This is a genomic window from Stenotrophomonas sp. NPDC078853, assembly GCF_044901215.1.
Classification (GTDB): Bacteria; Pseudomonadota; Gammaproteobacteria; order Xanthomonadales; family Xanthomonadaceae; genus Stenotrophomonas; species Stenotrophomonas lacuserhaii.
Window position 1 is genome coordinate 217511 of the sequence record NZ_JBJDOQ010000005.1, and the last position, 23358, is coordinate 240868.

General features: G+C 68.2%; 19 protein-coding genes. 7 read left to right on the top strand and 12 right to left on the bottom strand.

All coding sequences use genetic code 11. The annotated features are described in order from the left end of the window. Positions 1–80: 80 nt before the first annotated feature. Both radC and ACI2JH_RS08010 read right to left on the bottom strand, forming a co-directional pair. Positions 81–788 (bottom strand): DNA repair protein RadC, encoded by a 708-nt coding sequence (gene radC, locus ACI2JH_RS08005; protein WP_404735904.1) that lies wholly within the window; start codon positions 786–788, stop codon positions 81–83. Positions 789–846: 58 nt separating this feature from the next. Then, positions 847–1491 carry a response regulator transcription factor gene (locus ACI2JH_RS08010; protein WP_042613332.1) on the bottom strand — a complete coding sequence of 215 codons (645 nt, stop codon included), beginning with the start codon at positions 1489–1491 and terminating at the stop codon, positions 847–849. 185 nt (positions 1492–1676) lie between these two features. Here ACI2JH_RS08010 and coaBC point away from each other — a divergent pair, with 185 nt between their 5' ends. From coaBC to ACI2JH_RS08025, 3 genes are all read left to right on the top strand, one after another. After that, positions 1677–2948 (top strand): bifunctional phosphopantothenoylcysteine decarboxylase/phosphopantothenate--cysteine ligase CoaBC, encoded by a 1272-nt coding sequence (gene coaBC, locus ACI2JH_RS08015; RefSeq protein ID WP_404735892.1) that lies wholly within the window; start codon positions 1677–1679, stop codon positions 2946–2948. Then, positions 2945–3433, top strand: coding sequence for a dUTP diphosphatase (gene dut / locus ACI2JH_RS08020; protein ID WP_101098222.1), 489 nt, complete (start codon positions 2945–2947; stop codon positions 3431–3433). Before coaBC ends, dut begins: the two co-directional genes overlap by 4 nt. Before the next feature lie 76 nt (positions 3434–3509). After that, positions 3510–5786, top strand: a complete 2277-nt coding sequence (locus tag ACI2JH_RS08025; RefSeq protein WP_404735905.1) for a phosphomannomutase/phosphoglucomutase — start codon at positions 3510–3512, stop codon at positions 5784–5786. Between the two features lie 291 nt (positions 5787–6077). Here ACI2JH_RS08025 and ACI2JH_RS08030 read toward each other — a convergent pair whose 3' ends face one another. The 8 genes from ACI2JH_RS08030 to pyrE form a co-directional block, all read right to left on the bottom strand. Next, positions 6078–6794, bottom strand: a complete 717-nt coding sequence (locus ACI2JH_RS08030; RefSeq protein ID WP_101098220.1) for a response regulator — start codon at positions 6792–6794, stop codon at positions 6078–6080. Then, on the bottom strand, positions 6778–9438 hold the full coding sequence (locus tag ACI2JH_RS08035) for an ATP-binding protein (protein ID WP_404735893.1): 2661 nt from the start codon (positions 9436–9438) through the stop codon (positions 6778–6780). Before ACI2JH_RS08035 ends, ACI2JH_RS08030 begins: the two co-directional genes overlap by 17 nt. Before the next feature lie 36 nt (positions 9439–9474). After that, positions 9475–10140, bottom strand: coding sequence for a potassium-transporting ATPase subunit KdpC (kdpC, locus tag ACI2JH_RS08040; protein ID WP_319275115.1), 666 nt, complete (start codon positions 10138–10140; stop codon positions 9475–9477). After that, the gene (kdpB, locus tag ACI2JH_RS08045) at positions 10137–12185 is read right to left on the bottom strand and encodes a potassium-transporting ATPase subunit KdpB (RefSeq protein WP_101098217.1); all 2049 of its coding nucleotides are present in this window, start codon (positions 12183–12185) and stop codon (positions 10137–10139) included. The genes kdpC and kdpB overlap by 4 nt, the downstream gene beginning before the upstream one ends. A 10-nt stretch (positions 12186–12195) precedes the next feature. After that, positions 12196–13896 carry a potassium-transporting ATPase subunit KdpA gene (gene kdpA / locus ACI2JH_RS08050; RefSeq protein WP_404735894.1) on the bottom strand — a complete coding sequence of 567 codons (1701 nt, stop codon included), beginning with the start codon at positions 13894–13896 and terminating at the stop codon, positions 12196–12198. A 12-nt stretch (positions 13897–13908) separates the two neighbouring features. Then, positions 13909–14001 carry a potassium-transporting ATPase subunit F gene (locus ACI2JH_RS08055; RefSeq protein ID WP_042613345.1) on the bottom strand — a complete coding sequence of 31 codons (93 nt, stop codon included), beginning with the start codon at positions 13999–14001 and terminating at the stop codon, positions 13909–13911. Between the two features lie 582 nt (positions 14002–14583). Next, on the bottom strand, positions 14584–15249 hold the full coding sequence (locus tag ACI2JH_RS08060) for a hypothetical protein (RefSeq protein WP_101098230.1): 666 nt from the start codon (positions 15247–15249) through the stop codon (positions 14584–14586). Between the two features lie 22 nt (positions 15250–15271). After that, entirely contained in the window at positions 15272–15931 is a 660-nt protein-coding gene (gene pyrE / locus ACI2JH_RS08065) for an orotate phosphoribosyltransferase (protein WP_042615474.1), read from the bottom strand. Between the two features lie 131 nt (positions 15932–16062). Between pyrE and ACI2JH_RS08070 the strand changes: the two genes are divergently transcribed. The 3 genes from ACI2JH_RS08070 to ACI2JH_RS08080 all read left to right on the top strand — a co-directional run bounded on the left by ACI2JH_RS08070 (position 16063) and on the right by ACI2JH_RS08080 (position 18468). After that, the gene (locus tag ACI2JH_RS08070) at positions 16063–16863 is read left to right on the top strand and encodes an exodeoxyribonuclease III (RefSeq protein ID WP_404735895.1); all 801 of its coding nucleotides are present in this window, start codon (positions 16063–16065) and stop codon (positions 16861–16863) included. Then, complete coding sequence (locus tag ACI2JH_RS08075; RefSeq protein WP_101098214.1) at positions 16860–18164, top strand: AmpG family muropeptide MFS transporter; 1305 nt, start codon at positions 16860–16862, stop codon at positions 18162–18164. The genes ACI2JH_RS08070 and ACI2JH_RS08075 overlap by 4 nt, the downstream gene beginning before the upstream one ends. A gap of 76 nt (positions 18165–18240) precedes the next feature. After that, on the top strand, positions 18241–18468 hold the full coding sequence (locus ACI2JH_RS08080) for a hypothetical protein (RefSeq protein ID WP_101098213.1): 228 nt from the start codon (positions 18241–18243) through the stop codon (positions 18466–18468). A gap of 356 nt (positions 18469–18824) precedes the next feature. Here ACI2JH_RS08080 and ACI2JH_RS08085 read toward each other — a convergent pair whose 3' ends face one another. Together ACI2JH_RS08085 and ACI2JH_RS08090 are read right to left on the bottom strand one after the other, a co-directional pair. Further along, positions 18825–19952 (bottom strand): anhydro-N-acetylmuramic acid kinase, encoded by a 1128-nt coding sequence (locus ACI2JH_RS08085; protein ID WP_404735896.1) that lies wholly within the window; start codon positions 19950–19952, stop codon positions 18825–18827. Positions 19953–20024: 72 nt separating this feature from the next. After that, positions 20025–21491: a peptidoglycan DD-metalloendopeptidase family protein gene (locus ACI2JH_RS08090; protein WP_350000178.1), complete on the bottom strand. Its 1467-nt coding sequence runs from the start codon at positions 21489–21491 to the stop codon at positions 20025–20027. A gap of 170 nt (positions 21492–21661) precedes the next feature. Here ACI2JH_RS08090 and tyrS point away from each other — a divergent pair, with 170 nt between their 5' ends. Next, on the top strand, positions 21662–22873 hold the full coding sequence (gene tyrS / locus ACI2JH_RS08095; protein WP_101098229.1) for a tyrosine--tRNA ligase: 1212 nt from the start codon (positions 21662–21664) through the stop codon (positions 22871–22873). Positions 22874–23358 lie beyond the last annotated feature (485 nt).

Below are 23358 nucleotides of genomic sequence, written 5' to 3' on the forward strand. Positions count from 1 at the left end.
AGACGGGGATGAACCGTGGGGGTTCAGCCCCGTGCCGGCTGCGGCCCCGATGGAGGCGTGCCTGCGGTTCCTGAGGCAGTTCAGCTTCGCGATGGCGGGGCGCTGGCCGAGCCCAGCCATCCTCGTTCAGCAAACGACACGGGCGCGCCTTCCCCTATCACCAGATGGTCCAGCAGGCGCACGTCCAGGTGGGCCAGCAGGGATTGCAGCTCCGCGGTGACCTGGTGGTCGGCGGCCGACGGCTCAGCATCCCCGGAGGGGTGGTTGTGGCTGACGATGACGGCGGCCGCGTTCAGCGCCAGCGCCCGGCGGACCACTTCGCGCGGGTAGATGGACGCGGCATTCACCGTGCCCTGGAACAGCTCCTCGTAAGCCAGCAGGCGATGCTGGTTGTCCAGGAAGAGGGCGACGAATACCTCGTTGGAACGTCCGCGCAGCCGATGCTGCAGGAAGCGCGCGGCCACCGCAGGGGACTGGCCCACGCATTCGCCGCGAACCAGTTGCGCGGCAAGATGGCGCTGCGCCAGTTCCAGCGCGGCGGCCAGCGCGCAGCTGCGCGCCGGACCCAGCCCGGGCAGGCGCGCCAGCGCAGGAGCGGGGAGGTCGAGCAGCCTGCGCAGCGGTCCATGCTGGGCCAGCAGATCGCGGGCGGTCTGCACGGCATCGCGCCCGCGTGTGCCCGAGCCGAGGAAGATGGCCAGCAGTTCCGCATCCGAGAGCACGCCGGGGCCCTGCGAGAGCAGGCGTTCGCGGGGTCGTTCCTGTGCGGGCCAGTCGTGGATCGTCATGCCGACAGTGTGGCCACCCACGCTGCGCACGGCCATGGGGCAGCCGCAGCCTGGTGGGTCAGGAAGGGCGTGAGCCCTTGATCGGGTAAGTGCGCAGGAACGCGTGGAGCTCGTGGTTTCCAGTCAGCCCCAGTTTGCGCATCGCATCGGACTTCTGCCGGCTGACGGTCTTCGGACTGCGCCCTCGTTGCTGGGCGATCATGCTGAGGTTCATGCCGCGGCTGAGGCCTTCCAGCACATCGCGTTCGCCCTGTGACAGCGAGGCCGGCGTTGCCCGGTGGGCCAGGTCACGGGCCTGCAGGTGGGAGCGCAGGTGCTGTGAGACGTAGGTCTGCCCGGCAGCGGCACTGCGCACCGCCTGGGCCAGTTCGTCGAAATCCGCGGCTTTGTCCAGCGCGCCATGCACCCCGCAGCGCAGCAGCGTGATCAGCACCGTGGGGCTGGCGGTACCGGTCAGCACCACCAGCGGCAGCCACGGGTGCGCAACGCGGATGCAGTCGAGCAGCTCGGGCCCATCGGGGCCCTTGCCGGGCATGGTCAGGTCGGTCAGCACCACGTCGCACGGCTGGCGCTCCAGCAGGGCAAGCAGGTGGGTCCCGCCGGAGGCCTCGCCGACCACGTCGATGCGTGCGTTCTCCAGCACCACGCGTGCGCCGTGGAGGATGATCGGATGGTCGTCGGCAATGATGGTGCGGATGTACACGGTAGGGTCCTGCGGTCCGGCGGGGCAGGTCCCGGCAACCGCCGGGCGCAAGCGGATGACGCGACAACTGGCATCGTTAAATGCTGTCATACATGTACTTATATCCGTCGGTCATATCGCCCCGAATAGGGGCACTACGGGGCTTTCGGCTAAGCTAATGTCTTTGCGTGCATAGGATTTCCCCGGTGGCTGACTCACCCAAGACTTCCCCGGCGCGGCAGCGTCCGCTGGAAGGGCGCAGGCTGCTGTTGTGCGTGGGCGGCGGCATCGCGGCCTACAAGGCGTTGGAGCTGGTCCGCCGGCTGCGCGATGCCGGGGCGCTGGTGCAGGTGGCGATGACCGCCGGTGCACAGCAGTTCGTCACCCCGCTGAGCTTCCAGGCATTGTCCGGCCAGCCCACGCGCACCACGCTGTGGGACAGCGCGGCAGAACAGGCGATGGGGCATATCGAGCTGGCACGCTGGGCCGACCGCATCGTGGTCGCACCGGGCACCGCCGACCTGCTGGCACGCCTGGCCCAGGGCCATGCCGATGACCTGGTGAGCACGCTCTGCCTGGCCAGCACCGCCCCGCTCACCGTGTGCCCGGCGATGAACCACCGCATGTGGCTGCACCCGGCCACCCAGGCCAACATCGCCCTGCTGCGCACGCGCGGGGCGCAGGTGGTGGGTCCGGTGGACGGACCCTTGGCCGAGGGCGAGTCCGGGCCCGGGCGCCTGGCCGAGCCGGACGACATCGTGGCCGCGCTGGTGGCCATCGAACGCACCTCGGATGCAGCAGGCGACGACGCCACGCATGGTCCTTCCGCGCTGGCGGGCCTGCGCCTGCTGATCAGCGCCGGACCCACCTACGAAGACATCGATCCGGTCCGTTACGTGGGCAACCGCAGCAGCGGCAAGATGGGCTACGCGCTGGCCGCGGCGGCCGCCCGGCTCGGTGCCGAGGTCGTGCTGGTCAGTGGCCCGGTGAACCTGCCGACGCCGGCGGGCGTGCAGCGGATCGACGTGCGTTCGGCCGCGCAGATGCGCGATGCCGTGCTGGGTGCGCTGCCTGCGGATATCTATATCGGTGCCGCCGCGGTATCGGATTACACCCCGCGCCAGGTCGCACCGCAGAAGTTGAAGAAGACCGCCGACAGCCAGTCGCTGGTGCTGGAACTGGTCCGCACCGCGGACATCCTGGCCGAGGTGGCCACCCAGACCCAGTCGCTGAAGCTGGTGGTGGGGTTCGCTGCGGAAACCCATGACGTGGAGAAGTACGCGCGCGGCAAGCTGGTGGACAAGCGGCTGGACCTGGTGATCGCCAACCAGGTGGGCCAGGCCGGCGCGGGTTTCGAAAGCGACGACAACGCCGCAACGGCCTATTGGCAGGACGGTGAACAGGTATTCCCGGCCACCTCCAAGACCGAGCTGGCCACGCAACTGCTCGCCCTCATCGCGCAAAGGCTGACCGCATGAACGCTGCATCGCACCCTGTTTCCGCCTCGCTGCAGCCGCTGCAGGTGAAGCTGCTCGATCCGCGCTTCGGCGACAGCTGGCCACTTCCGGCCTATGCCACCGAAGCCAGTGCCGGCATGGACCTGCGCGCGGCGACCGAAGCGCCGCTGGTGCTGGCCCCGGGCGATACCGCGTTGATTCCCAGCGGGCTGGCGATCCACGTCGCCGACCCGAACCTGTGCGCGATCATCCTGCCGCGCTCCGGGCTGGGCCATCGGCACGGCATCGTGCTCGGCAACGGCACCGGCCTGATCGACGCCGATTACCAGGGGCCGCTGCTGATCAGTGTCTGGAATCGGGGCCGCGAGGCCTTCACCATCGAACCCGGCGACCGCATCGCACAGCTGGTTGTCGTTCCCATCGTGCGTGTTGCCCTGCAGGTAGTGGATACTTTCACCGACAGCACGCGGGGCTCGGGTGGGTTCGGGCATACCGGGGTGCGCTGACTCGGGGGACAGGATGATCGGCAGCAAGGGGAAGGGCGTGGCGGTCACGGGACGTACGGGGCCGCTGCTGGCGGCGATGCTGTTGCTGTTGGCGGGGTTGTTCGGCTGGAGTGCGGTGCAGCAGTGGCGCCAGGCCAACACCGGTGCCCAGCTGGAACAGGCGCGCGACAGCGCATTGCAGGGCCTGCAGAAGGCGCTCGACGGTCAACTGCTGCAGTTCGGCAAGCACCTCGAATCCGCACGCGTCGGGCAGGCACTTGCTGCCGGTGACGGAGCCGCAGCGGCGCTGGCGCTGCGCGAAACCTGGACCGGCGTGGAAGAGGTGCAGGTCTGGCCAGCTTCGCTGGAGGCCGCCTACGCCGATCCGGCCGCCTTCGGCTATGCCCGGCTGGCACTGCTTGAAGCGGCGCTGGTCAGTGACAAACCCGTGGCGCGCGTGGTGCGCGATGCCGGTGGCGCGCGGTTGGGCCTGGCGGCGAGCGTGCCGTTGGGCTCCGACGGGCTGGCGCTGGTCTACGTGCGGCAGCCGCTGATGCAGCTTACCGGCCCGCTGGACGCGGTGCGTGCCCCTGCCGAAGGCTATCTGGCGCTGCGCCAGGGCAGCTACAACGTGCTTGAACGCGGTGATCGCAAGCTGGCCGACAGCGGCGAAGTGCTGGCGCGTCCACTGGCCAACAGCAGCCTGCGGCTGGCCGCGGGCGTGCCGTCGATCGAGCCCGGCCCGCTGGGACTGGGGGCGCTGGCCGCTTCGATCGTGGCGCTGTTGCTGGTGCTGATCGCGGTGCTGCTGCTGGTGGGCAAGTCCCGTTTGCCGCTGCCCCGGCGGGCTGCGCGCGAAGGCGCAGAAGAGCAGGGTCCGACCCTGAGCGAGAGCCTGGCGCAGTCAGCCGCCGAGGTGTCGAGCGGCGCGTCGGCGGAGCAGGGCGCCGGTGCCGCATTGGAGCCGCCGCCCTTGGCCGCGAGCCTGGCGGCGGGCATTTTCCGCGCCTACGACATACGCGGCGTGGTCGGCGAAGAGCTGACGCCCAAGGTGGCGGCTTTGATCGGCCAGGCCATCGGCAGCGAAGTGTTGGCGCAGGGCCTGCGCGAAGTGGTGGTCGGCCGCGATGGCCGCCTGTCCGGACCGGAGCTGGCCGCTGGCCTGGCCGAAGGCCTGCGCCGCGCCGGCTGTGATGTCATCGATATCGGGCTGGCACCGACCCCGGTGGTGTACTTCGCCAGCCACTACCTGCGGACCGGCAGCTGCGTGGCGGTGACCGGCAGCCACAACCCGCCCGAGTACAACGGTTTCAAGATCGTCATTGCCGGGCAGACCCTGTCCGGCGATGCGGTGACCGCGCTGTACCAGCGCATCGTCGAAGGGCGACTGGCGCAGGCGCCATCGCCGGGCAGCTACCAGCAGCGCGAGGTCAACGATGACTACGTGCGCCGGATCGCCGACGACGTGCAGCTGGAGCGTCCGCTGAAGGTCGTGGCGGACGCCGGCAACGGCGTGGCAGGTGCCCTGGTGCAACCGTTGCTGGAGGCCATCGGTGCCGACGTCATTCCGCTGTACTGCGATGTCGATGGCACCTTCCCCAACCATCATCCTGATCCGAGCGATCCGGCCAACCTGCAGGACCTGGTGCAGACGGTGAAGCGTTTCGACGCCGACCTCGGCATCGCGTTCGATGGCGACGGCGATCGCCTCGGCGTGGTGACCCCGGATGGCACGATCATCTTCGCCGACCGTCTGCTGATGCTGTTCGCCGCCGACGTGCTGCTGCGCAACCCCGGCGCGATGGTGATCTACGACGTCAAGTGCACCGGCAAGCTGGCCGACTTCGTGCTGCGCCACGGCGGCAGCCCGATGATGTGGAAGACCGGCCATTCGTTGATCAAGGCGCGCATGGCCGAGACCGACGCGGAGCTGGCCGGCGAGATGAGCGGGCACTTCTTCTTCCGCGAGCGCTGGTTCGGATTCGACGATGGCCTGTACGCCGCTGCGCGCCTGCTGGAAATCCTCGCGCTGCGCGAAGAAACCCCGCAGGAGGTGCTGGAAGAGCTGCCGCAGAGCATCTCCACCCCGGAGATCAAGGTGCCGGTGGCCGATGGCACGCCGCACGCGCTGGTTTCACTGGTGGTGAGCGCAGCGCAGTCCGCGGACAACCCGTTCGTGGGTGGCCGCATTTCCACCATCGACGGCCTGCGCGTGGACTTCCCCGACGGCTGGGGCCTGGTCCGCGCCTCCAACACCACCCCGGTGCTGGTCCTGCGTTTCGAAGCCGACAGCGAAGTCGCCCTCGAGCGCATCAAGGCCCAGTTCCGCGCCCAGCTGCAGCCCCTGCTGGGCGAGCAGGACCTGGGCTTCTGAGACCGCGCCGAAGGATCCGGTAGCGCCGACCCATGGTCGGCGAGCGCGGCGGCCGCACTGCGCGGAAGGATTCCGCCGAGCATGGCTCGGCGCTACCACGCCCGCCCCCCGCCGCGCGTGGGGGCCCGAGCGGGCAGGGGGAACAGCCCCTTGGACAGGACCGTTGGAGCCCCGGACGGGCGGAAACGAGCCCCCATGGATGGGTTCACGGCGTGTCCTGGCCAAGGGGCTGTTTCCCCTGCCGGCCCGTAGCATCGAAGACACCAACGCACCACGCCGGCAAGAAAAATCTCATCCCTTGAACCGCAACCCCACGCCGGGCTCGGTGAACACATACCGCGACTCCAGCGCCGAATCGCCCAGCTTCTGCCGCAGCTTGCCCACCAGTATCCGCAGGTAGTGCGTGTCGTGCTGATGCGTCGGCCCCCAGATGTCCTTCAGGATCTGCGGCTGGGTCACCACCCGCCCGGCATTGACCAGCAGCAGCGACAGCAGCGCGTACTCCTTGCGCGTCAATGGCACTGCAACGCCATCCAGGGTGACCGCGCGGTGCACCAGGTCGATACGCAGGTGTCCGTCATCGAACACCGGCGGCTGGCCGTCCAGCGGTGCCGCACGCGTGCGCAGCAGCATGCGCACCCGCGCCATCAGCTCCTGCGTACCGAACGGCTTGGTCACATAGTCGTTGGCGCCGGCATCCAGCGCACGCACCTTTTCGGCTTCGCCGGCGCGCACGGTCAGCATGATCACCGGCAGCTGGCTCCATTGGCGCAGTTCGGTCAGCACCTGGTGGCCTTCCATGTCCGGCAGGCCGATATCCAGGATCACCAGGTCCACGCTCTCGGCCACCAGCCGCTCCAGTCCCTCCTGGCCGCTGGACGCCTGCAGCACCCGGTAGCCCTGCGCACGCAGGCTGATGTCCAGGAACCGGCGTATCTGCGCTTCATCATCGATCACCAGCACGCAGGCGGGCGGGATCGACGGCGTGCTGTCAGGCGTCAAGGGCATCGGGGTGACCGGCAGGAGTGAGCAGGGGCAGGGTAATCCGTATCAGCGTACCGCGTCCGTCCTCGCCGGCCAGCGCCTGCACGCTGCCGCCATGTGCGCCGACCATCCCCTGGCAGATCGCCAGCCCCAGGCCGGTGCCGTGGCGACCGCGGTCGCCGCGCTCCACGCTGTAGAACATGTCGAAGATGCGCGCGCGTTCGTCGGCTGGAATACCGGGCCCGCGGTCGAGCACGTCGATCACCAGATCGCGCGAGTGCAACCGCGCACTGACCGTGACCGGCGCCGTGGCTGGGGAGAATTTCGCGGCATTCTCCAACACGTTGAACAGCGCCTGCTCGACCAGGGCCGGATGCACCCAGATCGGCGCCAGCGACGCAGGAATGTCCAGCTGCAGCTTCACCTCCGGCTGGTAACGCTGCAGCCGGCGCGCGGCAGACCCGACCAGTTCGTCCACGCCGATCCAGTCGCGGTTGATCTTCAGGCCGTCATGGCCGAGCCGGGTCATGTCCAGCAGGTTCTGGATGTAACGGTCCAGCCGCTCGCCTTCCAGCATGATGGTGTCCAGCAGGGCGCGACGGTCCACCGCATCCATCGCCTGGCCATAACTGGCCAGGCTGTCGGCCGAGCCGATCATCGCCGCCAGCGGCGAGCGCAGGTCATGCGAGACCGATGACAGCAGCGCCGACCGCAGCCGCTCGGTCTCGTTGCTGACATGCGCCTGTTCCAGTTCGGCCACCAGCCGGGTACGCAGTGCGGCCTGCGCGATGTCGTCGACCATCGCCATCGCCAACTGGCGCTGCTCCGGCGCCAGTCGAGCAAGTGCCGGCGGGAACTGCAGCGCCGCCACGCCGATGCAGCGGGCATCGCCATCGAGCAGCGGCAGGCACCACCACTGCGCCCCTGCCAGGGTATCGGTATAGCGGCCACTGGGCTGCCCGTGGCGCTGCGACCAGTCCGCCGCGGCCAGGTCGGTATCGCCGGGCACGGCGCTGCCGCTGGCGGTCACGTCGGTGCCGATGCGCAGCCACGCCGGCGCATCCAGGGCCTGTTCCAGCGCCTGCCGCCCGGCATCGGCGACCGCCTCGTTGCTGGCTGCACTGCTGAGCTTGCGGCCCAGCTGCTGGCGTGCGTTGGCATGCCGGTTGGACGCGCGCAGGGCGATCACCTGCGTGCGTAGGCGCGATGCCAGTCGGCCGGCCACCAGCGCCGCGGCCAGGAACAGGAAGACGGTGATCACGCCCTGCCGCGCGCTGATCGCAAAGGTGAAGCGCGGGGCGATGAACAGGAAGTTGTAGGCCAGGAAACACAGGCTGGCGGCCAGCACTGCCGCACTGGCGCGGGTGCGCGCCGCCACCAGCACCACCGCCACGATGAACACCATCGACAGGTCGGCCATGCCGACCCAGCGCTCGGCAAACCAGGCCACCAGACAGGCCAGGGTGCAGGCCAGTACCGCCTGCGCCAGCTCGGGTGCACGGCCCGGCGCGGGCGTCAGCAGCCGATCACGGCGCGCCCGCGCGCGCGCGCGCGGCGTGCTGATGATGGTGATCTCGTAATGCGCGCCGTGCTGGATCAACTGCTGGGTCAGTGTGCGGTTGAGCATGCGCGCCAGCGGACGTTCGCGCGTGCGGCCCAGTACCAGGGTGGACACATTGTTGTGCGCGGCGTGGTCGAGCAGCGCGTCGGCCACGCTGGATCCCTGCAGCACTTCGGTATCGGCGCCAAGCCGTCGCGCCAGCGCGAAGGCGCTGTCGATCTCGCGTTGCGTCGCTTCATCGGCACGCCGGCGCTGCACGGTCACCACCGTCCATGGCGCATCGCGGCGCTCGGCGATGCGTCGCGCCACGCGCACCAGGTACTCGCTCTGGCCGCCGCCGTCGATCGCCACCAGCACGCGCCGCCGCAGCGGCAGCGCACCTTCGCCCCCGGCCGCGCGGACTTCGCGCAGGCTGCTGTCCACGCGGTCGGCTGCCTCCTGCATGGCCAGCTCGCGCAGGGCGGTCAGGTTGGCGGTGGTGAAGTAGGACTGCAGCGCCTGCGATGCCTGTTCCGGGACATAGACCTTGCCCTGCTGCAGCCGCGCGATCAGTTCGCGTGGCGGCAGGTCGACCAGCACGATGTCGTGCAGGCGGTCCAGTACCCCATCCGGCACGGTCTCGCTGACCCGGATGCCGGTGATGCGCAGCACCACGTCGTTGAGGCTTTCCAGGTGTTGGATGTTGACGGTGGTCCATACATCGATGCCCGCATCCAGCAGCTCCATCACATCCTGCCAGCGCCGCTCGTGGCGGCTGCCCGGTGCATTGCGATGCGCCAGTTCGTCCACCAGCACCAGCGCGGGACGCCGCTGCACGATCGCATCCAGGTCCATTTCGTGCAGTAGCCGCTCGCGGTAGGCAACCTGCCTGCGTTCAACCAGCGGCAGGCCCTGCAACAGGGCTTGGGTGTCGGCACGGCCGTGGGTTTCGACCACTCCCACGACCAGGTCCACGCCACGGCGCAGCTGCTCCTGCGCGCGCGTGAGCATGCTGTAGGTCTTGCCGACGCCGGGGGCGGCGCCGAGGAACACGGTCAGGCGCCCGCCGGCATCACGCTGCAGGCCTTCTATGAGGGCGTCGGCCTGGCGGCTGCGGGTATCGGTCATGCCGGCGATTGTGCGCCAGCCCAGGCACGCATGGCATCAACGTGCATGCGCGGCGGACTCCAACGCTCGGTTGAGCTGCATCACGTTGACCCGGGGCTGGCCGAACACCCCCCACTGGGGACCCTCGACATGCGCCTGCACGATGGCCTGCAACTCAGCTTCGGAAAGCCCCCGCGCCTGCGCCACGCGGCGCACCTGCACCTGCACGGCGGCCGGCGACAGATGGGGATCCAGGCCGCTGCCGGACTGCGTCACCAGATCGGCGGGAACCTGCGCGGGCGCGATGCCTTCGCGCAGCGCGACGGCTGCGGTGGCGTCGGCCACGCGCCTCGCCAGTGCCGGGTTGCTGCGTGCCATGTTGGAGCCCGCCGCAGCCATCGGATCATGGCCAGCAGCGGATGGCCGCGGCTGGAACCAGCCGTCACCGGTGAACGGCTGGGCCAACAGGGCCGAGCCGCGCACGCGGCCATCGGCATCCACGATCAGGCTGCCGTCGGACTGCACGGGGAAGGCAAGCCGCGCCAGCCCGGTACCAGCGGCCGCGTACAGCGCGCCACCCAGCAGCAGGCTGCCCAGGCCAAGCACGATCGCCGGACGCCAGCTGGCGGTGTGTTGCAGGCGTGCCTCGCCTTCGGCAGCCGCGCGCGCCAGTGCCTCCGGCGCAACGCGCGGGGATATGGAAGGGGTCGTTGAAGTGTTCATGCAGCAGATACCGTCATCAGCAGGAAGTCGATTGCCTTGATCGCCACGAACGGCAGCAGCACGCCGCCGAGCCCATACACCAGCATGTTCCGCCGTAGCAGGCTGGTTGCCGTTGCCGGACGGAAACGCACGCCGCGCAGTGCCAGCGGGATCAGCGCCGGGATCACCAGGGCATTGAAGATCAACGCGGCCAGCACCGCATTGCGCGGACTGGACAGCCCCATCACGTTCAACGTGGCCATCCCCGGCACAGTGGCGGCGAACAGCGCCGGCAGGATCGCGAAGTACTTGGACACGTCGTTGGCCAGCGAGAAGGTGGTCAGCGCGCCGCGGGTGATCAGCTGCTGTTTGCCCACTTCCACCACGGCCAGCAGCTTGGCCGGATCCGAATCCAGGTCGACCATGTTGCCGGCCTCCTTCGCGGCCTGGGTGCCGGAGTTCATCGCCAGGCCGATATCGGCCTGGGCCAGCGCCGGCGCATCGTTGGTGCCGTCGCCGACCATCGCTACCAGCCGGCCACCGGCCTGTTCCTGGCGGATGCGTGCCAGTTTGTCTTCCGGCCGCGCTTCGGCGATGTAATCGTCCACGCCGGCCTCGGCCGCGATCGCCGCGGCGGTGAGTGGGTTGTCGCCGGTGATCATCACCGTGCGGATGCCCATCGCCCGCAGCTGGGCGAATTTTTCCCGCATGCCGTGCTTGACCACGTCGGACAGTTCCACCACGCCCAGCACGTGGCGACCTTCGGCCACCACCAGCGGCGTGGCGCCATTGCGCGCCACCTGCTCCACGCGCCCGGTCAGCTCGGCCGGAACCTCCCCGCCGAGGGACTGCACGTGTGCGCGGATCGCATCGGCGGCGCCCTTGCGGATGCTGCGGCCGCCTGCCAGGTCGACACCGGACATGCGGGTCTGCGCGCTGAAGGCGATGTAGTGCGCATGCTCGGGCTCGGCGCTGCGGCAGCCCTGCTCGCGGCCCAGGCGCACGATCGATTTGCCTTCCGGTGTCGGGTCGGCCAGCGAGGAAAGCAGCGCCGCCTCGCGCAGCCGCGCCACGTCCACCCCGGCCAGTGCATGCAATGCGGTGGCCTGGCGGTCGCCGTGGGTGATGGTGCCGGTCTTGTCCAGCAGCAGCACGTCGATGTCACCGGCCACCTCGACCGCCTTGCCGGACTTGGCCAGCACATTGGCCGCCAGGGCACGGTTCATGCCGGCGATGCCGATGGCCGGCAGCAGGCCGCCGATGGTGGTGGGGATCAGGCACACCAGCAGGGCGATCAGCAGCAGCGGATCGACGCTGACACCGACCGAAGCGCCGATCGCCGGCAGCGTGGCCACCACCACCAGGAAGGTCAGCGTCATCGCCGCCAGCAGCAGGGTCAAGGCCACCTCGTTCGGCGTCTTCTGCCGGTTGGCACCCTCCACCAGCGCGATCATCCGGTCCAGGAAGCTGTGGCCGGGCTCGGCGGTCACCCGCACCACGATCTGGTCGGACAGTACCTTGGTGCCGCCGATCACGCCGGACCGGTCTGTGCCGGCTTCACGCAGCACCGGGGCCGATTCACCGGTCACCGCCGCCTCGTTGATGGTGGCCAGGCCCTGCACGATCTCGCCGTCGGCCGGCACCAGCTCGCCCTCGCCGACCAGCACGTGGTCACCCGGGCGCAGTTCGGCGGCAGGCACCTGTTCCTGTGCTGCTGCGGGACTGGCGGACTGCAGGCGACGCGCCACCAGATCCTGGCGGGCACGACGTAGGGAGGCGGCCTGGCCACGACCGCGCGCTTCGGCCACGGCTTCGGCGAAATTGCCGAACAGCACGGTCAGCAGCAGGATCGCGCTGACCGCCAGCCCGAAGCCCATCGGTGCATTGCCGCTCAGGGTGACCACCAGCGCGAGCACGGTACCGGCCATCACCACGGCCATCACCGGACTACGCAGCAGGTGCAGCGGCGAGAGCTTGCGGAATGAGTCAAGCAGCGCACGGCGGAAGCCGGCGCCATCCAGCAGCGCCGGACGGCGCGGCAGCTGGGAAGTGGCAACAGTATTCATGGGGAGTACCTCAATGCAGGCCAAGGCTGAGGTGGTCGGCCACCGGGCCAAGCACCAGAACCGGCAGGAACTGCAGGACGGTCAGGATGACGATCACGCTGAGCAGGGTCAGCGCGAAGGTAGGGGTTTCGATCTGCAACGTGCCCGGCGACTCCGGTGCGCGACGCTTGGCGGCAAGCTGCGCGGCAATCACCAGCGGCACCACCAGCAGCGGGAAGCGTCCCAGCAGCAGCACCAGTGAACAGGTCAGGTTCCACCACGGCGTGTTGTCACCCAGCCCTTCGAAACCGGAGCCGTTGTTGGCATACGCCGATGCGTACTCGTAGAAGACCTGGCTGATGCCGTGGAAGCCCGGGTTGGAGGTGCCCGACAGGCCTGGTACCGCCAGCGTGACGGCGGTAAGGGTGAGCAGGGTGATCGGCTGCAGCAGCACCAGCAGCGCCAGCAGGCGCACCTGCGGGGTTTCCAGCTTGCGTCCCAGCAGTTCCGGCGTGCGCCCGGTCATCAGCCCGGCCAGGAACACGCCCAGCAGCAGGTAGACGATGAACTGCTGCAGCCCGCAGCCGATGCCGCCCCAGATGGCGCTGACCAGCATGTTGACCAGTGACACGGCGCTGGCCATCGGGCTCATCGAATCGAGCATGCCGTTGACCGATCCGTTGGATACCTGGGTGGTCACTGCCGCCCACAGTGCGGTGGCGTCAGTGCCCAGGCGGACTTCCTTGCCTTCCATCAACAAGGCGCTGGCTGCCGTGGGCGAGTGACCTTCCAGCCACACGGTGGCCGCGATGGACACCGCCGACATGCTGGCCATGCAGCCCAGCACCAGCCAGCCGAAGCGGCGGCGGCCGGTGAACGCCCCGATCATGAAGATCACCGCGATCGGAATCAGAAGGATACCGACCAGCTCAAGGGCATTCGACAGGGGCGTGGGGTTCTCCAGCGGGAACGTACTGTTGGGGCCATACCAGCCGCCGCCGTTGGCACCGAGTTGCTTGGCCGCCACCATCGCGGCAACCGGGCCGAGCGGTATCTTCTGTTCCTGCAGGCCGGTCGACACATCCATCGGCGCGGCCTGCGGGCCCCCGGCAAAGGTGGCCGGAACGCCCTGGCTGGCCAACAGCACGGTCCACAGCAGGCACAGTGGCAGCATGAAGCGCACGCACAGGCGCAGCACGTCGGCGTGGTAGTTGCCTACGTCGATGCGGCGGTCACCATCAGCCGCGATGTCCTGACGCGGCTGTGCGAACAGGGCGCGCAGGGTGGCCACGGCCAGGGCAAGGCCCATCATCGGCGTCACCACCTGCAGGCCGGTGATGCCGGTCATCTGCGAGAGGTAGGAAAGCTGCGCCTGCCCGGAATAGTGCTGCTGGTTGGTGTTGGTCAGGAAGGACACCATGGTGTGCAGCGCGGTGTCCCAACGCAGGTTGGCGATGCCATCCGGATTCAGCGGCAGCCACGCCTGGGTCATGAACACAGCCATGGTCAGCAGCGCGATGACCGCGTTGCTGAGCACGAACGCGCCGACATAGCCGCGCCAGGACATGCCACGCGCGGGATCTACGCCCAGCAGGCGGTAAAGCGGTTTTTCAATCCAGTGGAACAACGGGTCGATGCGCATCGGCGCGCCGCGCATCACCCGGGCCAGGTACAAGCCGAGCGGCCAGGCCAGCAAGACGCTGGTGGCGAGCAGAATAAGGATTCCGGTCATGTCCGTGGCCCGTCAGAATGCTTCGGGCCGCAGCACGGCGTAGACCAGGTAGGCGGCGGCGACCAGCACCAGTACGCCACTCAGCAGGGAGAGCCAGCCGGGCATGCTCAGCACCCCGCCCGGGAAGAAAGGCCACAACGCGACAGACAAGACATGACGGTGATCGTCCTGGTGGAACCGCTCCACCTCAGGCCGTCATGGTCCGCCCGGGTCGCGTAAAGCCTCCATTTCTCCGCGCCTGCGGTGGCATAAAGTCAGCGTAAAAGCTGCGGCTGAGGGCGGAGGGTCCACGTCATCGCATTCGCGCTGCCGCTCCCACGCTTTGCTGCGCAAACCGTGGGCCCCATCTCACCAGCCCCCACACCCCGCCGCTTCGCGGCCGCCCCTGACTCAGGGGCTCCCTCCACCAGACGCGCCCATGGGGGCTTGGTAGCGCCGACCCATGGTCGGCGGATGCTGGTGGAATGGGGCCTGACGGTTTCCGCCGACCATGGGTCGGCGCTACCGGATGACCGTGGCTGCCATGGACGAAGGCCGGGCGGGAGGGGTTGGTGGGGGCGTTGAGCGCCAAGGATGGCGCGAAACGAGGCCCGCAGGAGCGGCTTCTGCCGTCCCCCACCAACCCCTCCCGCCCGGCCTGAACCCAAGACCCGGTGGCTCGTGCGCGATGGCGCGCCACGCGTGCCCTCACGCCTCCGGCGTAACACCTTTCAGCAGGCGGAAACGCTGCACGGTTTCTTCGATCTCCGCGTCCAGTTCGACGCGCTGGCGCTCGAACGTGGCCTGCATGCGCTGCTGCGCCAGAAGTTCGCCGTGGCGCTTGCGGATGGTGGCTGCCGGCTTCTCGCCCACCGGACGCCCGGCCAGTTCGTTGTCACCGGCACCGGCCAGGGCGGTGAACAGCGCATCGCGCAGGCTGGCCACGTTGTAGCGCGCGGTGTTGATGTTGTTGTCGAGGATGCCGACGCGCTCGGAAAACACCCGGCGCAGGTCGGCTTCGCTGCTGTAGGTGGACAACATCGCCTGTTCGGTCCGCTGGCGGGTCTGCAGGGCCATTTCATCCAGCCGCGCCTGCGCCTCGGCCGCGGCCGCATCGGCGCGCTCGTCTTCGTTGAGCGCGCGCTGCACCTGGCCGCTGCGCAGCCCGCTGCGTGCGCTGAATTCTTCCCGCGCATTGTTGACCGCGTCCGCAGGCAAGGCATCGCTGCAGATGCGCTCGCTGCCCTCGTTCCAGCAATACAGTTTCTTCGCCTGCGCCTCGGCACTTCCGGCCGGACGCCTGGACTGCTGCGCGCCGGCCACGCACGGCGCGGCCAGCAGCAGGGCGGCAATGATGGACAGATTCCTCAACATGGCGACCACCCCCTTGGGTCGTTCAGTGCGTCGGACGGCTGCCATATCGGGACCGGTAGTCCGCCAGCGGCTGCCGGTAGCCGACAAGTTCCGGGTTTCCGGACGCGAAATCAAGCAGGTCGGCCATCGTCGCCACGGCAATCACCGGAATGCCGGCTTCCTCGGCCACGGCCTGGGCGGCCGAGCGCGGATCGGTTTCCGAAGCGATCTCCTGGCGGTCCAGGGCCACCACGATGCCGGCCGGAATGCCGCCGGCGGCACGGATGATGGCCATCGCCTCACGGATCGCGGTGCCGGCGGTGATGACGTCATCGACAATCAGCACGCGCTTGCCGGTCATGTCCGCGCCGATGAGCTGGCCGCCTTCGCCGTGGTCCTTCACTTCCTTGCGGTTGAACGACAGCGGCAGGTCGCGGCCGCGCTGGGCCAGTTCGCAGGCCATCGCGGTGGCCAGCGGGATGCCCTTGTAGGCCGGGCCGAACACCACGTCGTACTTGAGGCCGGCATCGTCGATGGCATCGGCGTAGCACAGCGCCAGCTGGGCCATCTTCGACCCGGAGTCGAAGCGGCCTGCATTGAAGAAATAGGGGCTCAGCCGGCCGGACTTCAGCGTGAACTGGCCAAAACGCAGGGCGTCGGCGCTCAGGGCCAACTGCAGGAAACGGTGACGATGGTCGCTCATCTGACTCAATCTATCTTCATCTTGGAATGTTAAGCCTACTAGAAGGCGGGCCCGGCGTCCTTTTACGGTCGGCGCACCGGCGCTGAACCGGTATGCTGGGCCGGTTTCCGCCGACACCCTGAATCGACCGCATGCGCATCATCAGCTTCAACGCCAACGGCATCCGTTCGGCTGCCAGCAAGGGCTTCCTGGAATGGTTCCGCGCCCAGGACGCCGACGTCCTGTGCCTGCAGGAAACCAAGGCGCAGGAGGCCCAGCTGTCCGATCCGATGTTCCGCCCCGACGGCCACCACTGCTTCTACCGCGATGCCAGCACCAAGAAGGGCTACAGCGGGGTTGCGATCTACAGCAAGCGTGAGCCGGACCAGGTCATCACCTCGCTGGGCTGGGCGCCGTTCGATGAAGAAGGTCGCTATATCGAAGCGCGCTTCGGCAACCTCAGCGTGGTCTCCTTCTATATACCCTCGGGCAGTTCCGGCGACCTGCGCCAGGGCTTCAAGTTCGAGGTGATGGAATGGCTGCGGCCGATCCTCGACCAGTGGCTGCACAGCGGGCGCGACTACGTGCTGTGCGGTGACTGGAACATCGTCCGCTCCGCGCTGGACATCCGCAACTGGAAGTCCAACCAGAAAAACTCCGGCTGCCTGCCGGAAGAGCGCGACTGGTTGAACGCCCTGTGCGCCGATCATGGCCAGGCGACCGACCTGGCCGCCGGCCGCGGCTGGGCCGATGCCTACCGCCTGCTGCATCCCACCGGCGAGGACTACACATGGTGGAGCAACCGCGGCGCGGCGCGCGCCAACAACGTCGGTTGGCGCATCGACTACCAGTTCGTCAGCCCGGGCCTGCGTGATCGCCTGCGCAGCTGCTCGATCTACCGCGATGAGCGCTTCTCCGATCACGCCCCGTTCTGCGTGGATTACGCGCCGTGACCGGCACCGCCGCGCCGGTGTCCTACAAGGGCTGGGCCGGCATCAAGCGGGCCTTCGGCACGCCGTCGGCGCTGACCATGGCCCTGCTCGGGTTCGGCAGTGGCCTGCCGTTCCTGCTGATCGCCTCGCAGACCCTGTCCACGCGCCTGCGCGATGTCGGCCTGGACCTGGGCAGCATCGGCCTGATCAGCCTGGCCAGCTTTTTCTATCTGCTGAAATTCCTCTGGGCGCCGGTGCTGGACCGCTATGCGCTGCCGCTGCTGGCGTTCATGGGCCGGCGCCGATCGTGGCTGCTGGCCTCGCAGGTGCTGGTGCTGGGCGGACTGGTCGCGCTGGCCTTCGTGCGCCCCGAACAGGGCGTCGGGCCGCTGGTCTTCTGGGTGCTGGTTGCTTCCTTCGCCGGCGCCACCCAGGACTCGGTGGTCGATGCCTACCGCATCGAAATCGCCCCGGATGCCTCGCAGGCCGCGCTGGCCGCCACCTACACGCTGGGCTACCGCATCGGCCTGATCCTGGCCGGCGCCGGTGCCCTGTACCTGGCGCAGTTCGAAGGCTGGATCGTCGCCTACCTGGCGATGGCCTCGTTGATGCTGCTGCCGATCCTCACCACCCTGTTCTGCCGGGAACCGGCGCGCCCGGAGGCCGCCGTGCAGCGCCGCATCGACGTCGCCGAAGCGTTCGTCCAGCCGATCGCCAGTTTCTTCACCCGCAACGGCGTGGCACTGGCCATCGGCCTGCTGGCCTTCGTCGGCCTGTTCAAGTTTCCGGACCAGGTGATCGGGGTGATGGCCGGTCCGTTCTATCTCGATTCGGGCTTCGACAAGGCCGACATCGCCACCGTCTCCAAGTTGTTCGGGGTCTGGATGGGCATCGGCGGCGCCTTCCTCGGCGGTATCGCGGTGGCTGCGTTCGGTTTCCGCCGCATGCTGCTGGTCGCGGCCCTGGGCGTGGCGCTGTCCAACCTGGCGTTCCTGCTGATGGCACACAATCCCGGCCAGTTGTGGGCGTTCTATGCTGCGCTCAGCGCCGACAACCTGTTCCAGGGCTTTGCCGGCACCGTGCTGGTGGCCTTCATGTCCTCGCTGACCGACCGCAACTTCACCGCCACCCAGTACGCCCTGCTGGTATCGCTGGCCAACCTGCCGGGCAAGTTTGTCGGTGGAGTGTCCGGCTACATCGTCCAGGCCACGTCCTACAGCACGTTCTTCCTGCTCAGCGCGGTCACCGTGGTGCCGACCCTGCTGCTGCTGGCCTGGCTGTGGCCGCGCCTCTCCGACCGCAGCGCCCCTGCTGCCGGTTGATTGCCTGCGCGAGCGCGGTGCGGGATGATCGCCTGTCGGCACCGTGGGGGCGGTGCCCTGGAATGGGGAAACAAGCATGGCGGACCTGCTGCTGCAGGAAGTAGACCCGATGATCCTGGACCGGATAGCCCGGCTGGCGGTCGCGCGCGGCTGGACGCAGGCGCAGACCTGCGTGGCGGTGCTGGAGCAGGGGTTGTTTTCCACTGAACTGGAAGTGCGCAGCGGCTTCGCTGATCCCGAAGTGGATGCGCTGGCCGACGCCATTGCGGCGCTGCAGGCGCTGCCCGCCGGCCACGGCTTCTAGCCGCAGGCCCACGTCGAAAGGCGGAGCCCCTCCCGCCTGGCCCTGACAGTCCGCGCGCGTCCCGCCACGACAAAAGAAAAGCGGGATTGGCAGCGCCGAGCCATGCTCGGCGGAAGCCAGCCAGCCGGTCGCGTCAGCAAAGAATCGCCGAGCATGGCTCGGCGCTACCAATCCCCGCAGATCCCCGCAGCGTGTCGGGTGGAAGGAGCCCCTGAGTCAGGGGCGGCCGCGAAGCGGCGGGGTGTGGGTGATGGTGAGACGGGGCCCACGGTTTGCACCGCAAAGCGTGGGAGCGACAGCGCGAATGCGATGGCGTGTACCCCACTACGAGGGGCCCCGCCGTTCGCCGGCGCCGCTCAGCCAGGGTGGATCGCCCCAAGCACCCGCAGGCCTGCCGCGCCGGTGACGCTGGGCAGGTTCCCGGCCAAGCCATCGAGCGTGCGCTGGGCCAGCCAGGCAAAGCCAAGCGCCTCCAGGTAATCCGGATCCAGCCCATGCCGCGCGCTGGATTCCACCACCACGCCGGGCAGGCGCGCCGCCAGTCGCTGCATCAGATGACCATTGCGCACGCCGCCGCCGCACACCAGCACCCGGCTGGCGTCGGGCAGGGTGCGTTGCAGCGCGTCGGCCACGGTCGCTGCGGTCAGTTCCAGCAGGGTGGCCTGCACATCGGCTGCCACGTGCTGGCCGTGGCCGATCTGTTGCTGCACCCAGGCCAGATGGAACTGCTCGCGCCCGGTGCTCTTCGGCGGCGGCAGGGCAAACCACGGGTCCTCGCGCCAGCGCGCCAGCAGGGCCGCGTCGACCACTCCGCTGGCGGCGAACGCGCCGTCGGCATCGTACGCATGGCCGGTGTGGCGCTCGCACCAGGCATCGAGCAAAGCATTGGCCGGGCCGGTGTCGAAACCCAGCAGCGTCCCCTCGCGCGGGATCAGGGTCAGGTTGGCGATGCCGCCGAGGTTGAGCACCGCGCGGTCTTCGTCGGCGGTGCCCAACATCGCCAGGTGGAAGGCCGGCATCAGCGGCGCGCCCTGTCCGCCGGCGGCAACGTCTCGGCGGCGGAAATCAGCCACGGTGGTGATCCCGGTGCGCTCGGCGATGCGGTTCGCATCGCCCAATTGCAGGGTGAAGGCCGGCGACGCCGACGGTCGATGGCGGACGGTCTGTCCGTGCGAACCGATCGCCCTGACCTGCGCCGCCTCCACGCCACTGTGCTGCAGCAGCGCGACCGCTGCGGCCGCAAAGGCCAGGCCGATGCGCGCATCGACATCGCCCAGCTCATCCAGCGACGCCAGCTCACCGCCCTGGCCCAGCGCCACCAACCGCTCGCGCAGCAGCGGATCCCACGGCAGGGTCAGGCCCTGGACGAAGCGACAGCCGCCTTCGGCGGGAAACTGCGCCAGTGCCGCATCGATGCCATCGGCGCTGGTGCCGGACATCAGCCCCAGGTACAGCGGCAGGGCAGGGTCGAACGAAGCAGCCATGGGAACTCCACAAACAACAAGGGCGCCAGCTTGGGCGCCCTGTCGATGCTCGTCAATGCGATGCAACCGCGCTCAGCCGCGCTTGCTGCCGGTGCTGCCGCGCGCGGTGCTGGCGACCTCGGTGGGGGCATCAGCCGGCTTCGGCGCCGGGCTGGCATCGGCATAGATCATCTTCTCCATGCCCTGGATGCGCGCCATCGCCGGCGAGGTCTGTGCGCGGAAGGCCACCAGTTCAGCGCCACGCAGCGGTTCCGGCGGCGGCATGGTCACGCTGAGGGGATTGCGATGCTCACCGTTGACGCGGAATTCGTAGTGCAGGTGCGGGCCGGTGGCCAGGCCGGTGGAGCCGACGTAGCCGATCACCGTGCCCTGCGCCACGCGCTGGCCAGTCCGGATCTTGCCGAAGCGCGACATGTGTCCGTACAGCGTGGTGTGGCCGCGCCCATGGTCCAGGATCACCACGTTGCCGTAGCCACGCTGGGTGCCGGCGAACTGCACGCGCGCATCACCGGCGGCCATGATCGGAGTGCCGGTGCGTGCGGCATAGTCCACGCCCTTGTGCATGCGCATCTTGCCCAGCACAGGGTGGCGGCGCGCCCCGAAGGTCGAGCTCAGCCGCGCGAACTGGATCGGCATGCGGATGAAGCTCTTCTTCAGCGGGCGGCCATCCAGGTCGAAGTACTCGGCCTTGCCGTTGCGGTCGAAGCGGAAACCGGAATAGGTCTTGCCGCCGCTGGTGAAGGTCGCGGCGAGGATCTTGCTGGTGTCCACGCGCTCGCCCTCGCGCCAGGTTTCATCCATGACCACGCTGAAGCGGTCGCCCGGCTGCAGGTCCTTGGAGAAGTCGATGTCGTACTTGAAGATCTCGTCGGTCATCGTGGCGATTGCCGAAGGCGACAGTCCGGCCTTGCGCGCGGCGGCATACAGCGAGCTGGTGATCTCTCCGCTGGTGACCACGGTACGGGTGCTGGTCTCGCGCTTGGTGACCGTTTCCTTGATGCTCTCGCCGGCCAGCGTCAGTTCCACGCGGTTCGCATCGTCGCGGTTGAAGCGGATGCTGCGCAGCTCACCGGACAGCGGCATGTCGAAGGCGATCTCGGTACCCGGGCGCAGCTTCACCAGCGCCTCGCGGGTGCCCGGATGGTCCAGCACGCGGTGCAGGGTAGTGGCCGGGATACCGGCTTCGTCGAACAGGTCGCTCAGGGTCTGGCCGCGCTGTACGCGCAGCACCTGCCAGCTGTCGCCCGGCGTGGCCTGCTGGCGACCATGCGCCAGCGGCGGCAACGGCAGCGCCAGGCTGGTGTGGGCATTGGGGTAGGGGGTTTCGATGGTGCTGGAGAACCCCGGCACGATGGTCGCCACCAGCATGCCGATGGTCGCGAACAGACTGGCGTGCACCCAGTGGCGACGGGTCCAGCGTTCATTGAAGGCAGCGGGGAGGTGTTGCCTGAGCTTCCGGTGCAGGGCGTTGTCGTGCAGGACGTGGAGCCGTTCCTTGAAGCGCTGTTTGCGCGCGCGGCCGTGATCGGAATTGAGCATCAGAGGTGTTTTCCTGGCTGGCCCGGGAGCACGGGCTGGATCGCCGGTTACCATAGACACCTATGAAAACCGCGTCAAACCCTTGTGCCTATTGGCTTTTGTGAAGCCGATACGGTTAACTTGCTCTTAACACCCCACAAGAAGAAACGGCGTTGCCGGGAGTAGTGAACGTGTCCTCCATCGATGAAGCCCTCGCCCTGATCAGCCGCGGTACCGACGAGATCCTCAAGATCGACGATCTGCGCGCCCGCCTGGAAAGCGGAAAGCCCCTGCGGATCAAGGCCGGCTTCGACCCCACCGCGCCGGACCTGCACCTGGGCCACACGGTGCTGCTGAACAAGCTGCGTCAGTTCCAGGACCTTGGCCACCAGGTGATCTTCCTGATCGGCGACTTCACCGGGATGATCGGTGACCCGTCCGGCAAGAGCCTCACCCGCAAGCCGCTCAGCCGCGACGACGTGCTGGCCAACGCACGCACCTATGAAGAGCAGGTGTTCAAGGTGCTGGACCGGGAAAAGACCGAAGTACGCTTCAATTCGGAGTGGTTCGGCAAGATGGGTGCGGCGGACATGATCCGCCTGGCGGGCCAGCACACCGTGGCACGCATGCTCGAGCGCGATGACTTCGCCAAGCGCTACGCCGCCCAGCAGTCCATCGCCATCCATGAGTTCCTGTACCCGCTGGTGCAGGGCTATGACTCGGTCGCCCTGGAAGCGGACGTGGAACTGGGCGGCACCGACCAGAAGTTCAATCTGCTGATGGGCCGGGGCCTGCAGGAGCACCACGGGCAGAAGCCGCAGGTGGTGCTGACCATGCCGCTGCTGGAAGGCCTGGACGGGGTCAACAAGATGTCCAAGTCGCTGCACAACTATATAGGTGTGAGCGAACCGGCCATCGACATCGTCACCAAGACCATGAAGGTGGACGACACCCTGATGTGGCGCTGGATCGAGCTGCTGTCCTTCGACATCAGCCAGGCCGAAGCGCTGGCCCTGCGTGACCAGGTGGCGGCTGGCGGACTCAATCCGCGTGAAGTGAAGCTGCGGCTGGCCCGCGAACTGGCCACCCGCTTCCATGATGCCGCCGCTGCCGAACAGGCCGTGGCCGGCTGGAATGCCGCGGTGACCGGGCAGGGCGACATCACCCAGCTGCCGTTGCAGGATGTGGTGGTGCCGGCCGAAGGCCTGCGGATCGCGGCGCTGCTGACCGCAGCGGGCCTGACCCCGAGCAATTCCGAAGCCAATCGCAAGCTCAAGGAGCGTGCGGTGAAGGTGGACGGGGAGGTCGTGGAGGACGGCCAGCAGCAGTTGCAGCCGGGCTTTGAAGGTCTGTTGCAGGTGGGCAAGCGCACCTTCGCCCGCGTCCGCCTGCTGGCTGGCTGAGGCCGCAGTGGTTGTCTGATCGCCGCCCTGCATGAACAGATGCAGGGCGGCGTGAAATAAATGCTCACATCCCCTTCCCAAAGGGTAGGGAAAAGCACATACTTCACCTCCCCCGTCGCAGGGGTCGCCACCAAGGGGCTTCAGCGACAAAGGGAACGCCACCACCGCCGAACGATTCAATCGAACGAAGGTGTTGACGGACTGAAAAAGTCCGGCATAATAGGCGGCTCGCAACGACGAAACGCCTTCGGGCCGGACGTCGAAGCAGCAGAGTCAACAACGCTTCGCTCCGGCGAAACGGCCTTGAAAAAAGGTGTTGACGAAGCGGAAAAGCCGGCTATAATGGGCGGCTAGCAACGACGGAAACGTCGGGGCACACGGGAACGGCGCTGAGGCCACTTCCCCTGATCTTTGAAAGTATGCGCAGGTATTATTGTGAAGGCGCCTTGCAGGAAGGATGATTTGTCCATCTTGCAGACGTTTGA

Excerpts from the sequence above, each read along its gene's own strand:
- radC (WP_404735904.1), bottom strand. The coding sequence starts at position 788 with ATGACGATCCACGACTGGCCCGCACAGGAACGACCCCGCGAACGCCTG.
- dut (WP_101098222.1), top strand. The coding sequence starts at position 2,945 with ATGAACGCTGCATCGCACCCTGTTTCCGCCTCGCTGCAGCCGCTGCAG.
- ACI2JH_RS08025 (WP_404735905.1), top strand. The coding sequence starts at position 3,510 with ATGCTGTTGCTGTTGGCGGGGTTGTTCGGCTGGAGTGCGGTGCAGCAG.
- ACI2JH_RS08030 (WP_101098220.1), bottom strand. The coding sequence starts at position 6,794 with ATGCCCTTGACGCCTGACAGCACGCCGTCGATCCCGCCCGCCTGCGTG.
- ACI2JH_RS08035 (WP_404735893.1), bottom strand. The coding sequence starts at position 9,438 with ATGACCGATACCCGCAGCCGCCAGGCCGACGCCCTCATAGAAGGCCTG.
- kdpC (WP_319275115.1), bottom strand. The coding sequence starts at position 10,140 with ATGAACACTTCAACGACCCCTTCCATATCCCCGCGCGTTGCGCCGGAG.
- kdpB (WP_101098217.1), bottom strand. The coding sequence starts at position 12,185 with ATGAATACTGTTGCCACTTCCCAGCTGCCGCGCCGTCCGGCGCTGCTG.
- kdpA (WP_404735894.1), bottom strand. The coding sequence starts at position 13,896 with ATGACCGGAATCCTTATTCTGCTCGCCACCAGCGTCTTGCTGGCCTGG.
- ACI2JH_RS08055 (WP_042613345.1), bottom strand. The coding sequence starts at position 14,001 with ATGCCCGGCTGGCTCTCCCTGCTGAGTGGCGTACTGGTGCTGGTCGCC.
- ACI2JH_RS08060 (WP_101098230.1), bottom strand. The coding sequence starts at position 15,249 with ATGTTGAGGAATCTGTCCATCATTGCCGCCCTGCTGCTGGCCGCGCCG.
- pyrE (WP_042615474.1), bottom strand. The coding sequence starts at position 15,931 with ATGAGCGACCATCGTCACCGTTTCCTGCAGTTGGCCCTGAGCGCCGAC.
- ACI2JH_RS08070 (WP_404735895.1), top strand. The coding sequence starts at position 16,063 with ATGCGCATCATCAGCTTCAACGCCAACGGCATCCGTTCGGCTGCCAGC.
- ACI2JH_RS08080 (WP_101098213.1), top strand. The coding sequence starts at position 18,241 with ATGGCGGACCTGCTGCTGCAGGAAGTAGACCCGATGATCCTGGACCGG.
- ACI2JH_RS08085 (WP_404735896.1), bottom strand. The coding sequence starts at position 19,952 with ATGGCTGCTTCGTTCGACCCTGCCCTGCCGCTGTACCTGGGGCTGATG.
- ACI2JH_RS08090 (WP_350000178.1), bottom strand. The coding sequence starts at position 21,491 with ATGCTCAATTCCGATCACGGCCGCGCGCGCAAACAGCGCTTCAAGGAA.